Genomic DNA, 12,424 nt, shown 5'->3' with positions numbered 1-12,424 from the left:
GCCTAAAGGGCGGTGATCAGGACACGCCGGTCAGCCTAAATGTGAGGAGCGGCTATTGTTGTTCGGGTGTTATCCAGTTAAATGCAGCACACTTTCGAGCCTGTGCCGATGAACTTAGTTTCGCACCGGGCATCTTTTAGCCCATCAACCCGATTCGATCCAGTGCGGCGGCGATTATGCCCCAGACGCCGGTAAGATAGGTGGCGGTGTTTTTTTAATGCAATGCAAGGGAGCGCTTGACCCGATGAATCCACGACTGAACCACCTTCGCGGCCTGCAAATGCTGGCCCTGATGCTCTTCACAACATTGCTGGCCGGTTGCGGCATCAACAACATCCCGACGCTGGACGAGCAGGCCAAGGCGGCCTGGGGCCAGGTGCAGAACCAATACCAACGCCGCGCCGACCTCATTCCCAACCTGGTGGAAACCGTCAAGGGTTACGCCCGGCATGAGCAGGAAACCCTGACCGCGGTAATCGAAGCGCGGGCCAAGGCCACCTCCATCCAAGTCGATGCCAATACCTTGGACAATCCGGAAAAACTCAAGCAGTTCCAACAAGCCCAGGACCAGTTGAGCGGGGCGTTGAGCCGCTTGATGGTGGTGTCCGAGCGCTACCCGGACCTGAAGGCCAACCAGAACTTCCTGGCGTTGCAATCGCAACTCGAAGGCACCGAGAACCGCATTGCCGTGGCGCGTCGCGACTTCATCCTGGCGGTGCAGAAGTACAACACCGAAATCCGCACGTTCCCCGGCCGCCTGTGGCACAGCGTGATGTACAGCGACTTGCCGATCCGCGAAACCTTCGAGGCGACCAGCCCGAATGCCGAAAAAGCGCCTGAAGTGAAGTTCTGATCGTTGTTCCCACAGGCTATGGCATTCCCACGGATGAGGTTCCAATGCGCGCGTTGAAGTTTGGCCTGGTGCTGTTGCTCTGGGTGTTCGCAGTTACGGCCCAGGCCGAATTGAAGTTCCCGGCATTGACCGGGCGGGTGGTGGACACCGCCCAGATGCTGGAGCCCTCGGTGCGCACGCAACTCGATGCGCAACTCAAGGCCCATGAGCAGGCGACCAGCGAGCAGCTGGTTGTCGTCACCCTGCCGGACCTGCAGGGCGCAAGCATCGAAGACTTCGGTTACCAATTAGGCCGCCACTGGGGCATCGGGCAGAAGGATAAAAACAACGGCGCGCTGCTGATCGTCGCCCGCGATGACCGTAAACTGCGGATCGAAGTGGGGTACGGCCTGGAAGATCGGCTGACCGATGCCCAGAGCTCGGTCATCATCAATCAGGTCATCACTCCGGCATTCAAGACGGGAAATTTCAACAAGGGCATCAGCGACGGCGTCGCGGCGATGCTCGTGGTGTTGGGCGGCAGTCCGCTGGATGAACCGGCCCCTGCGTACACGGCAGGATCAGCTGAGGGCGATTTCGTCGAGCGGCATCCGGGGCTGATCATCTTCCTGGTGATGCTGGTCATCCTGACGATAGGCGTTTGCCAGTTGCTTGGTATTTTGCCTACTGGCGGCGGTTCCGGTGGTAGCAGTTATAGAAGCGGCGGCGGTGGCTTCGGCGGCGGCGGAGGCGGAGGCTTCAGCGGTGGCGGTGGCAGTTTTGGTGGCGGCGGTTCGTCGGGCGGCTGGTGAGCATAATAATGAGCAGGCATTTTTGACATGGCATTACTGACTGAACACGAACAACGCAAGGTGGCCGAGGCCATTGCCCGGGTCGAGCGCGACACCGATGCCGAACTGGTAACGGTGCTTGCTGCTCGCGCCGACGACTATGCCTATATCCCGCTGCTCTGGGCCAGCCTGCTGGCCTTGGTGGTGCCCGGCGTGGCGCATTACCTCACCGGCTGGCTGACGCTGCACAGCTTGCTGTTGGTGCAATGGGGTAGTTTCATCGGGTTGTGCCTGTTGTTTCGCATTCCCGCCATCACCACGCACCTGATCCCTCGCTCGGTACGCCACTGGCGGGCGTCGAACCTGGCGCGCCGGCAATTTCTCGAGCAGAACCTGCACCACACGGTGGACGGCACGGGCATGCTGATCTTCGTTTGCGAGGCCGAGCGGTATGTGGAAATCCTGGTGGACGAGGGCATTTCCAAGCGACTCGACAATAAGCATTGGGAGGCGATTGTCGCGGCATTTACCCAGCAGGTTCGCCAGGGCCAGACGTTACAAGGCTTTGTGACGTGCATCGAAGCCTGCGGCGAACTGCTCAAGGAACACGTACCGGTGACCCATGCGCGCAATGAGTTGCCGAATCGGTTGGTGGTGCTCGGCTAAGGCATCTCCCGCCAACCCCATTTACATGGCGAAAGCGCTTTTGTGGCGAGGGAGCTTGCTCCCGCTGGAGCGCGAAGCGGTCCCCATCGGTCTGAAGGGTTGAGTCAGGCCTGAAATCAGGCGACTGCTTCGCAGCCGAGCGGGAGCAAGCTACCTCGCCACAAAAACCTGGCTGACCATGAAGATGGATTCTCGCTTTTGCACCGTTGGGGAAATTCCCCGTGCCCTGGCCTCCCATCCCCCATAAAATACCCGCCATTCCCGATCCGCCCGCCCCGAGGCCGCTTTTCCATGTCCGCCATTGCTACTCCCGCCCGTCCCGCGCCGGATCACCACGCGCAATTTATCGAGCTGTTGCAGACCAGCCTTGAGCAGAACGCCTTCATCAAGCTGGTGCTGGCCAAATACGTCGGTGACGAAGCCGATCTGCAGCGGCTGATCATCAAGCAACTGACGGTCAAGGGTCAGCCGTGCCTGTCCTTCGTCTACCGCTACAAGACACGCGACATCACCAAGAACTTCCCGCTGGTCGAAGGCGTTGAGACGGTCGCCGCGCTGTTGCCGGCCTCGTTCAAGAACGCACATCTGCTGGCAATCACCGACGAGGCGCAGCTGGAATACAGCAAGAAGGGCAAGAGCTCTTTGTTCAAGAGCAAACCCCAGCAGTTGCGGGAAGTGCCGTCCGCCGGGCACAACCGTGAGAAAAACCGCTTCCTCGATCTGAGCCGGCCGTTCCTCGCCGACCTGGGCGTGACCAACCACAAGCACGAGCTGATTCCGGCGATGTCGCGCAAGTGGAAGCAGATCAACAAGTTCATCGAAGTCTTCAGCCACGCGTTGACGTCTTCGCCGCTGGCGCTGGACAAACCGGTGCGGGTCGCGGATTTCGGTTCGGGCAAGGGCTACCTGACGTTCGCCATTCACGATTACCTGCGTAACACCTTGCAGGCCGAGGGGCAGGTGACAGGCGTCGAGTTGCGCGAGGACATGGTCAAGCTGTGCAACGAAGCCGCCGCGCGGCTTGAACACCCGGGCCTGGAGTTCCAGCACGGGGACGTGCGCAGCGTCGCGCCGCGTGAAGTGGACGTGATGATCGCACTGCATGCCTGCGACATCGCCACTGACTACGCGATCCACATGGGCATCCGCTCGGGGGCCTCGATCATCATGTGTTCACCGTGCTGTCACAAGCAGATCCGCCTGCAGATCCAGAGCCCGGCGCTGCTCAAGCCGATGCTGCAATATGGCCTGCACCTGGGCCAACAGGCGGAAATGGTCACTGACAGTCTGCGGGCGCTGTACCTCGAAGCCTGTGGCTACGAGACCAAGGTGTTCGAGTTCATCTCCCTGGACCACACCAACAAGAACAAGATGATTTTGGCGGTCAAGCGCGCCGAACCGGTGGACCCTGCCGAACTTATTGCCAGGATCGAAGAACTCAAGGCGTTCTATCACATCACCGAGCATTGCCTGGAAACGCTGCTGCGGGCGGACGGTTACCTCGCCTGACAGTTGTGCCTGCCCCGATCACTTGTGGGAGCGAGCCTGCTCGCGAAGAACGATAACGCGGTGCATCTGACCCACCGCGTTGCCTGGTTCGCGAGCAGGCTCGCTCCCACACGTCCATTCGCCATTCCCTGAAGGTGCAACCCGTCAGTTAATCTCGGGTGATCGCCGCTGCGGACTACCTTTAATGCGTCCCCCCACGCATCCCAAAGGAGCCCATGCCATGGCCGCGAAGAAAATCCTCATGCTGGTCGGCGATTACGTCGAAGATTATGAAGTGATGGTGCCGTTCCAGGCCTTGCAGATGATCGGCCACACAGTGCACGCGGTGTGCCCGGAGAAAACCGCCGGGCAGACGGTGCGCACCGCGATCCATGATTTCGAAGGCGACCAGACCTACAGCGAGAAGCCTGGACATCTGTTTGCCCTCAACCAGGATTTCGCCAGCGTCCAGGCCAGCGACTATGACGCGCTGCTGGTGCCGGGCGGTCGTGCGCCGGAATACCTGCGCCTGAATGAAAGCGTCCTGCAACTGGTGCGCGATTTCGATCTGGCGGGCAAGCCGATTGCCGCGGTGTGCCACGGTGCGCAATTGCTCACGGCGGCAGGCATCCTGGAAGGGCGCGAATGCAGTGCCTATCCGGCATGTGCTCCGGAGGTGCGCCTGGCCGGCGGGACGTTCATCGATATTCCAGTGACCGAAGCCCATGTCCAAGGCAACCTGGCCACGGCACCGGCGTGGCCCGCCCATCCGAACTGGCTGGCGGGGTTCCTGACGCTGCTGGGCACGGCCATCACTTTATAGAATCAGGGACGCCGCGCTCGCCCGATGGAGTGAGCTCTTGTGGCGAGTGAGCTTGCTCCCGCTGGAGCGCGAAGCGGTCCCATCGCTTAAATGGCGACCGCTTCGCAGTCGAGCGGGAGCAAGCTCCCTCGCCACGGTTCTGCGCTGCCCCGTCGGACCTAGACCTCCACCGGCACCGTCAGCTTCGGATCGCCCAGCGGATGGGTCTTGGCATCGAAGAAGCGCAGTTGCGTGTCCAGGCTCTCGAACAACTTGGTGTAATGCCGCTTCTGGTGCTGGATGAACGCCTGGCTGCGCGGGTAGATCGAGATGGCCACGGTCCTCGGCGCCGCTTGGCGCAGGGCATGGACGATATGGCTGTCCTGCTCGCCCAAGGCATGGCCGAACAGACACAGATTGTCGTCGTGGTGCAGCAACTGGTCATAGCAGAACGACAGGTAATCGCTGCTGCGGATGGTCTTGAGTTTGTCCTGGCTCGGCCCTTCGCTGACAAAAAGCGGCACGTCGTCGAGGGTCTTGAGGGTGTTGTTGATGGCAAAACTGCCCAACAGCGTGCCTTCGGTGGAAGCGAGCTTGCGTGCCGTGCCGTCCTGGTTGCGCACCAGATGCAGGCCGCCGTGCAGATACAACAGGCGCGGCTTGTCTGTACTGGTCCGACTCAGATCGAAGCTGTGATCGGCACCCAGGAACAGATCGGTGAGGGTCTCGGGCGTATGCTGGATCGCCCAATAGCTGAGCAGATCGTAGTTGGTGGTGAACACCGTGCGGTAGCGGCCCAGCTCCTGATTGAGACTTCCCAGGGTCGAGGGTTGCACCAGTCGCCAAGGGATATGCACCGCGTGCACGGTGTTGATCAAGGCTTCCTTGATCGCATAATAACGATTGCGCGGGGCGGCGGAGCTGACGGCCAGGGCTTTGTTGACCCGGCTGGTGGTTTTCAACGCGCCCAGCACCTGCTCGAAACTGCGAGTCTGCAGGGCGTCGAAGACGCTCAGTTCCGAAGGGCTCAGTGGTTTTTCCTCGACGGTGCGGGCGTTCTCGAACAACGAGTCATAGCCGAAATCGTCCCACACGGCGCGGCTCGCGCCATTGCCCACCAGCAGGCCGCTGAAAGCGGTGTTGGTGCGCAACGTCTCCCAATTTTCGAGCCGGGCGTCGTATTCCTGGAAATCGGTCATTGCGAAAGTCATCTCAAAACGTGGCAAAGGCAGGACGCGACTTTATCACGACCCAGTCTTGAGCCAGATCAAGATACGTCGTGACCGGCCGATAACCTTTCAGGCGTCCTGATCGAGCGGTTTACTGCGGCGGACCGGACGCCTGGGCTATCCTCACCGGTATTCAGGGCGCGCGCTGGCCTGGCGATTTCCCGGTTCGTTCATTGCTGCATTCCCGGATGGCTTCTGTGCCATGGATATTCGAAACTCCACGCCGCTGGCCGGTTACCTTGATCTGCTGATGGATGCCGTGTGCGCCGTCGACGCCCTGGGGCGTTTCGTCTTTGTCAGTGCCGCCAGCGAGCGTATCTTCGGCTACACGCCGAAGGAGCTGATCGGCCGTTCGATGATCGATATGGTCCACCCTGCCGACCGCCAGCGGACCCTTGACGCGGCGCGCGAAGTCATGCGCGGAGAACCCAAGCTCAATTTCGAGAACCGCTATCTGCGCAAGGACGGTGGGGTCGTCCATATCCTCTGGTCGGCGCGCTGGTCGGAGCCTGACCAATTGCGGATCGCCGTGGCGCGGGACATCACCGAGCGCAAGCAGGCGGAGTCCCGGCAGGCCGCGTTGTACGCGATTTCCGAGGCCGCCCATGCTGCCGCCGACCTGCTGGCGTTGTTCAAGCGTATCCATTTGATTATCGGCGAGTGGCTGCCAGCACTGAATTTTTCGGTGGCGCTGTATGACGAGCAATGTGCCCAGCTCAACTTTCCCTATCACGTCGACGACCGGGAGCGGCAGCCGGAACTGCCGGGTACGACCATCGGGCGTTTGTGTGCCGAAGTCATACGCAGCGGTCAGCCGATCCTGCTGACGCCCGGCTCCAGCTCGTTGCCCGTGGAGCTGCACGACCTCGTGGCGAAACCGGACGCGCCGTGCTGGCTGGGTGTGCCGCTGAACTCGCAGAACGGCACGATTGGCGCCTTGATCGTCAAGAGCGCCGCGGACAGCGAGCGCTATACCGAGCAGGACAAAGAATTGCTGCAGTACGTATGCGCGCAAGTCACGACAGCCATCGAGCGCCAGCAATTGCATACCCGATTGCAGCACATGGCGCAGTACGATCAGCTCACTCAGGTACCCAATCGCGAGTTGCTGCGTGACCGCTTCAAGGCCGCGTTGACCACGGCCCGTGTTGCATCGGGGCGGATGGCATTGCTCTACATCGATCTGGATCGCTTCAAGCAGATCAACGACACCTACGGTCATGCCGTTGGCGACATGCTGCTGCAAGCGGTGGCCAGCCGACTCAAGGGGTGCATACGTGACACCGACACCGTCGCACGCATCGGTGGCGATGAATTTGTGGTGCTGCTCCACAGCATCCAGAGCGTGGCAGACGCCGACCGGGTGCAGGAACAGATTCGTCACGCGCTGGCCCAGCCGCTGCGGCTGGACGGTCATTGCCTGAGCATCGAACCGAGCATTGGCGTGGCGTGTTTCCCCGAACACGGCACGGAAGACATCACCTTGTTCCGCCACGCCGACGAGGCGATGTACGCAGCCAAACGCCACAATCACCGGGCCTTCGGTATCTGAATCCGCGTCACCGTTCGTCGTCGCGCCAGCGCTTTTTCCAAACCTTGAATGCCGACTCATTTCAAATGAAATACGGGGCAGGCATGTCCATCATTCATGCAATACGGAGGGCTCGACCATGCACGGGTCAAGCAACATTTATCCGGGAAACACTGCTCATGATCGAACGAAGGTGTCTGAAGCAGGTCGCAAAAGTGGGAGAACCACCACTGCGAGTGTCGATAAAAGTCCGCTGAAGGCTGAGATCGGCCGCAAGCCGGATCGCACGGCTCGCTGAATATTCAAACGGTGGTTCTGATTAAGCGGCGGGTAAACCCTGTCGCAATTTTCTATCAGAGGAGGGCGTGACCATGAGCCGGATGGCCACCTTTTTACGCACCACCAGTGTTGTCGTGCTGATGGGCCTGGGTGCCAGCAGTGCCTGGGCCCAGTCACCTGCCGAATTCATCAACGATGCATCCGCCAAAGGCATGGCTGACATCGAAGCCAGCCGTGCCGCGCATTCGAAAGCGGAATCAAGGGAGGTCAAGGACTACACCATCATGGTGATCAACGACCGCACCACCGCCAACCAACACTTGGCGAAAATCGCCAAGAAGCTCGACTTGCCCGTCGCGCCCCGAGAAGAAGTCGCGGACAAGGCCAAGACCTTGATGCCGCAAGTGGCCGAGGGCGAGTCGTTCGAAGCGGCGTATGCCGCCAGCCAGGTCAAGGCCACTGAGGAAGCCATCGAGCAGATTCAGCAGCAGGCCCAGACCACCAACGTGCCGGAGATCAAGGCGTTCGCCGACGAAACCCTGCCCAAATTGCAGACGCATCTTGAGATGGCCAGGGCGCTGCAGGCCAGTCGCTGATTTGCCGCACCTGTTTTTACCTCAGGACCGGGACGCCAGCGTCCCGGCTTGTTTTGCCCGCCGAAAAGGAGAACCTCGATGTCTACACACCGAGAACCCAACCAATACGCGATGCAGAATCCACTGACCCAATACCCTCGTCCGGAATTCCCCGACCAGCCGCAATCACCCCCCGGCATTGACCAGGACATGGAGCCGCAACCCGATCACGGCGAAAAAACCTATCAAGGCTTCGGTCGCCTGGAGGGGCGCAAGGCACTGATCACGGGCGGCGATTCGGGGATCGGTCGCGCGGCCGCCATTGCCTATGCCCGGGAAGGCGCCGATGTAGCCATCAACTATCTGCCCAGCGAAGAACGCGACGCGCAGCAAGTCATCGAGCTGATCAAGGCTGAAGGCCGCAAGGCCATTGCGATTCCGGGAGATCTCAAGGACGAAGCGTTCTGCGTCCAGATGGTGAAGATGGCGCAGCAGGAGCTCGATGGCCTGGATATCCTGGTCAACGTCGCCGGTAAGCAGGAAGCGCAAAAGGACATTGCCGACATCACCACCGCGCAATTCGACGACACCATGAAAACCAACATCTACGCGATGTTCTGGATCTGCAAGGCTGCGGTACCGCTGATGCCGGCCGGGGCGACGATCATCAATACCGCGTCGATCCAATCCTACGATCCGTCCGCGACGCTGCTCGATTACGCCACCACCAAAGCGGCGATCGTGGCGTTTACCAAGGCGTTGGCCGGACAGGTCATCAGCAAGGGAATCCGGGTCAATGCCGTGGCACCAGGGCCGATCTGGACGGTGCTGCAACCCAGCGGCGGACAGCCTAGGGAGAAGATTCCTACATTCGGCTCCCAGGTTCCGATGAAGCGTCCGGGGCAGCCAGCGGAATGTGCACCGCTGTACGTGCTGCTGGCCTCGCAGGAATCGAGTTATATCACCGGAGAAGTGTTTGGCGTGACGGGTGGGAATCCGTTGCCCTGATGTGCGGCATTCGGATGCGCGAGCGTTGCAACAACGCTCGCGCATCTGCTTTCAGCACTGGTTCAGGTCGACCTTGTTTTCCTGTTCCACGCCGTCAAGGCTCTTGGCCTCGTCTTTGCCCATGTCCTGGTAGCGCTTGCGCAACGCTTCCAGTTGCTTGAGGTCCAGCGACTCGAGACCGAGCATTGCGTTCTGCGCGTCTTTGGTCGCGCGCAACAATTCATCGACTTTCAAGTGCAGGATATCGGTATCGCGGTTTTGCGTGTTCTGGATCAGGAAGACCATGAGGAAGGTGATGATCGTCGTCGAGGTATTGATGATCAGCTGCCAGGTGTCGTTGAAACCGAAGAACGGTCCGCTGGCGGCCCAGAGCGCCAACAACACGATGGCCCCCAGAAAGGTCTTGGGACTCCCCGCCCAAAGGGCCAGTTTTTGAGCAATCTTTGCGAACGTCATTGCCGTGTTTCCTTAGTGGATGCACCTGTCTGGTGTGACAGCAACGCAGCGGCGAAAATTCTACTTACATTTCAATCCGAACCTGCGACGACGTTCATCGTCCGGGAGGAAGACTGGCGCAACCATTTGCGCTGCCTGATGGTCACTCCTTAAAGCCTTCATCGACGGAGTAGACCATGAACCTCATCCGCACCTTCTGCCTCGCCTGCTGCCTGTTCGCACTGCAGGGCTGCTTTGATAATTCGGATAACGAGACCAAGGACAACACCGACGGCACCAAGTCTTCGGTACAGATGCAAGAGTCCAAGTCGGAAAGCAAATAAGTGACATAGCCCAGGCCGGGCTATGTATAAACCTGTGGGAGCGAGCCTGCTCGCGAAGGCGTCAGGTCAGCAACCTGGAAATTGACTGTTCCACCGCTTTCGCGAGCAGGCTCGCTCCCACAGGTTCTTATGTTTCGGCAGGTATTGCTCAACGTCCTTGCTGCAATACCTTTAATGCCGCCGATGCCAGAAAGCCTGACCGGCTTTTTTCCTCCAGGTGATGCAGCACATATTCATCGATACGGTTCAGCAGGTAGCCGGGCAGGGTGATGTTGAGTTGTCGCTATGTTAAGCAACATCCGCTAACAGGCTTTCGTAAGGAATGCGCAGTCCGTCGTGCAGGCGTTTAATCATTGCCAGGCTCAATTTTCGTTTGCGGTTCAGCACTTCCGAGACGCGTCCGCTCGAACCAATAAATGGTTCCAGATCACGCGGGGTCAAGCCTTGTTGATCCATCCGGAATTTAATCGCCTCAATTGGATCGGAAGGCGGCATCGGGTGATGCTCCTCCTCATATTTTTCGATTAGCAGGGCAAGAATTTCCAACTCATCGCCTTCAGCCGAACCGACTTCCGCGCCCCACAGTTGTTCGATTCGCGCAAAGGCCGCATTCAGATCGTCCTGGTTGCGAATGGGTTTGATGTTGATCATACGGTCTCCGCATTGATTTGGTCATATTGGGCGTGGGTGCCGACGAACCGTACAAAGCCGAGCTGGCGCTGATAGTCGATTGCCAGAATTACTCGGTATTTGTTGCCGCCGATATTAAAAACGACCCTGGCGCCTTTGAGAATACTGGCTGTTCTGAGTTCAGCCTTAATCTCTTGAGGTGTTCGATAGGTCGCTTTCTCCATGTGTCGATACCATTCAACCAATGGCGTCTGGGAATCCGCATAAGCGGGGTTGCTTTCCCAAAACTCCCGCAAGGTTCCTCTCGCGATAATTCGCACCTGTTCCCTCCCATTTTGGGAGGAGTGTAGTCTGGCTGGGCCTGTGTTGCAATTGGGTTAGGCTGAATGGGGGGGAAGATTAGCTCAACCCCTAGCACCCCATGCTAGTGCGTAAGTCCTGGTAGCAATAGTCTACGACTGCTGCACAAACGTCAGCCGTACCGCAAAACCAATCAGCAGGCTGCCAAACAACCACTGCTGCACACGTTGCGCCGAAGGCGATCGCTGAAGCCAGCGCCCGAGCACGACGCCCACCAGTGCGTAGGCGCTGTCGAACAGCAGGCCGACGAGGACCAGCACCAAACCGAGCATCGCGAATTGCCCCAATACCGGACCGCCCTGTGGGTCGATGAACTGCGGTAGCAACACTGAGCAAAACAGCAGCGCCTTGGGATTGAGCAGGTTGGTCAGCAGACCGCGTTGTATCGCTTGGTACCACTGTCGCTTTCCGACATCGGCGTCAGCTCCTTCAAAGCTTGGCACCAACGTGGTTCGCAAACACTGAAACCCGATCCACGCCAGATAAGCGGCCCCAGCCAGGCGCACTACATCAAAGGTCCAGGGCGCGGTCTTGAACAGCACCGAGAGCCCCATTGCCGCCAGCGCGACATGACATGCCCGGGCAATCCCCAAGCCTACCGCCGTCGCCAGCGCCGCAGCCTTGCCCTGACGGGCACCGGTTTGCAGCACCAGGATCATGTCCGGCCCGGGCAACAGATACGCCACCGTCAACGCCATGAAAAACAACCAGAGTTCTGTCATTGCATGCCCCTGCAATCAATGGATTGGAGATGCCAGTCTATGACCGAAGGGTAGGGCAGGTGCTTGCGTAATCAGCTTCTAAAGCTCTTGGAATTGGCATAACCTGCCAAGCAATCGAGCCATTCAATTGGAAAGTGCCAAACATGAAACTTGATGCCTTCGACCGCAAAATTCTCGCTGCACTGCAGCGGGACGGCCGGCTGAGCAACGTACAACTGGCCGAAGAAATCGGCCTGTCCCCCTCGCCATGCCTGCGCCGCGTGCGAATGCTCGAGGAAGCGGGAGTGATCCGTGGCTATCAAGCCATCCTGGATCGCGATGAAGTGGGCCTCGGGATGACCATTTTTGTCGGCATCAAGGTCGAACGGCACACCGACGAACGAGCCGAGGCATTTCGTCAGGCGGTGACCGCGCTGCCCGAAGTGATCTCTGCGTTCCTGGTGTCAGGCGAGTCGGATTTCCTGCTGCAGGTGGTGGTGCCGGACTTGCGCGCCTATGACCGATTTGTCACGGGCAAGCTGCTGAAGCTGCCGGGGGTGAGTGACATTCGCAGTAATTTTGCGATCAACACGGTGAAGGCTCCGGGGGCGCTGCCGTTGGGGCATTTGCCAGATGCTTGAGTAGATACTGATTATCGTGCTATCACGCAAGGAAGCTTGGTGCCAATCAACTTCCCAATAGGGGGAAGGGCGCTGGATGGAACTCAGCATGGATCGGCTGCGCAATGGATCG

At 59.4% G+C, this 12,424-nt stretch carries 15 protein-coding genes and 1 pseudogene; 10 read left to right on the top strand and 6 right to left on the bottom strand.

Going from position 1 to position 12,424, the window contains the following annotated elements; translation table 11 throughout:
• Positions 1-244 precede the first annotated feature (244 nt).
• The 5 genes from PSH78_RS19855 (at position 245) to PSH78_RS19835 (ending at position 4,600) form a co-directional block, all read left to right on the top strand.
• Positions 245-853 (top strand): LemA family protein, encoded by a 609-nt coding sequence (locus PSH78_RS19855; protein ID WP_305496253.1) that lies wholly within the window; start codon positions 245-247, stop codon positions 851-853.
• 44 nt (positions 854-897) lie between these two features.
• Positions 898-1,644, top strand: a complete 747-nt coding sequence (locus PSH78_RS19850) for a YgcG family protein (protein WP_305496252.1) — start codon at positions 898-900, stop codon at positions 1,642-1,644.
• A gap of 27 nt (positions 1,645-1,671) precedes the next feature.
• Positions 1,672-2,289: a TPM domain-containing protein gene (locus tag PSH78_RS19845; protein WP_305496251.1), complete on the top strand. Its 618-nt coding sequence runs from the start codon at positions 1,672-1,674 to the stop codon at positions 2,287-2,289.
• A gap of 291 nt (positions 2,290-2,580) precedes the next feature.
• Positions 2,581-3,798 carry an SAM-dependent methyltransferase gene (locus tag PSH78_RS19840; RefSeq protein WP_305496250.1) on the top strand — a complete coding sequence of 406 codons (1,218 nt, stop codon included), beginning with the start codon at positions 2,581-2,583 and terminating at the stop codon, positions 3,796-3,798.
• Between the two features lie 220 nt (positions 3,799-4,018).
• The gene (locus tag PSH78_RS19835; protein WP_305496249.1) at positions 4,019-4,600 is read left to right on the top strand and encodes a DJ-1/PfpI family protein; all 582 of its coding nucleotides are present in this window, start codon (positions 4,019-4,021) and stop codon (positions 4,598-4,600) included.
• 158 nt (positions 4,601-4,758) lie between these two features.
• On the opposite strand, the gene PSH78_RS19830 is transcribed toward PSH78_RS19835, so the two are convergent.
• Positions 4,759-5,778 (bottom strand): DUF4917 family protein, encoded by a 1,020-nt coding sequence (locus PSH78_RS19830; RefSeq protein ID WP_305496248.1) that lies wholly within the window; start codon positions 5,776-5,778, stop codon positions 4,759-4,761.
• A gap of 232 nt (positions 5,779-6,010) precedes the next feature.
• Here PSH78_RS19830 and PSH78_RS19825 point away from each other — a divergent pair, with 232 nt between their 5' ends.
• From PSH78_RS19825 to PSH78_RS19815, 3 genes are all read left to right on the top strand, one after another.
• Positions 6,011-7,360, top strand: a complete 1,350-nt coding sequence (locus PSH78_RS19825) for a bifunctional diguanylate cyclase/phosphodiesterase (protein WP_305496247.1) — start codon at positions 6,011-6,013, stop codon at positions 7,358-7,360.
• A 350-nt stretch (positions 7,361-7,710) separates the two neighbouring features.
• Positions 7,711-8,214 carry a DUF4142 domain-containing protein gene (locus tag PSH78_RS19820; protein WP_305496246.1) on the top strand — a complete coding sequence of 168 codons (504 nt, stop codon included), beginning with the start codon at positions 7,711-7,713 and terminating at the stop codon, positions 8,212-8,214.
• Between the two features lie 78 nt (positions 8,215-8,292).
• Positions 8,293-9,201, top strand: a complete 909-nt coding sequence (locus PSH78_RS19815) for an SDR family oxidoreductase (protein WP_305496245.1) — start codon at positions 8,293-8,295, stop codon at positions 9,199-9,201.
• Between the two features lie 51 nt (positions 9,202-9,252).
• Here the strand turns inward: PSH78_RS19815 and PSH78_RS19810 are convergent, their stop codons facing one another.
• Positions 9,253-9,657, bottom strand: a complete 405-nt coding sequence (locus tag PSH78_RS19810; RefSeq protein WP_305496244.1) for a low affinity iron permease family protein — start codon at positions 9,655-9,657, stop codon at positions 9,253-9,255.
• A gap of 176 nt (positions 9,658-9,833) precedes the next feature.
• On the opposite strand from PSH78_RS19810, the gene PSH78_RS19805 reads away from it, so the two are divergent.
• Positions 9,834-9,980, top strand: a complete 147-nt coding sequence (locus PSH78_RS19805) for a hypothetical protein (RefSeq protein ID WP_305496243.1) — start codon at positions 9,834-9,836, stop codon at positions 9,978-9,980.
• A gap of 148 nt (positions 9,981-10,128) precedes the next feature.
• Here PSH78_RS19805 and PSH78_RS19800 read toward each other — a convergent pair.
• The 4 genes and pseudogenes from PSH78_RS19800 to PSH78_RS19785 all read right to left on the bottom strand — a co-directional run.
• Positions 10,129-10,263, bottom strand: a pseudogene (locus PSH78_RS19800) (type II toxin-antitoxin system HicB family antitoxin); the annotation flags it as partial.
• 5 nt (positions 10,264-10,268) lie between these two features.
• On the bottom strand, positions 10,269-10,628 hold the full coding sequence (locus PSH78_RS19795) for a type II toxin-antitoxin system HigA family antitoxin (RefSeq protein ID WP_305501330.1): 360 nt from the start codon (positions 10,626-10,628) through the stop codon (positions 10,269-10,271).
• Entirely contained in the window at positions 10,628-10,930 is a 303-nt protein-coding gene (locus PSH78_RS19790; RefSeq protein ID WP_305496242.1) for a type II toxin-antitoxin system HigB family toxin, read from the bottom strand. The genes PSH78_RS19795 and PSH78_RS19790 overlap by 1 nt, the downstream gene beginning before the upstream one ends.
• Before the next feature lie 132 nt (positions 10,931-11,062).
• Positions 11,063-11,692 carry a LysE family translocator gene (locus PSH78_RS19785; protein ID WP_305496241.1) on the bottom strand — a complete coding sequence of 210 codons (630 nt, stop codon included), beginning with the start codon at positions 11,690-11,692 and terminating at the stop codon, positions 11,063-11,065.
• A gap of 143 nt (positions 11,693-11,835) precedes the next feature.
• On the opposite strand from PSH78_RS19785, the gene PSH78_RS19780 reads away from it, so the two are divergent.
• Positions 11,836-12,312 (top strand): Lrp/AsnC family transcriptional regulator, encoded by a 477-nt coding sequence (locus PSH78_RS19780; RefSeq protein ID WP_305496240.1) that lies wholly within the window; start codon positions 11,836-11,838, stop codon positions 12,310-12,312.
• Positions 12,313-12,424 lie beyond the last annotated feature (112 nt).

Source organism: Pseudomonas sp. FP198 (assembly GCF_030687895.1).
In the GTDB taxonomy this organism is placed as follows: Bacteria; Pseudomonadota; Gammaproteobacteria; order Pseudomonadales; family Pseudomonadaceae; genus Aquipseudomonas.
This window is presented reverse-complemented; position numbering and strand designations above follow the sequence as displayed.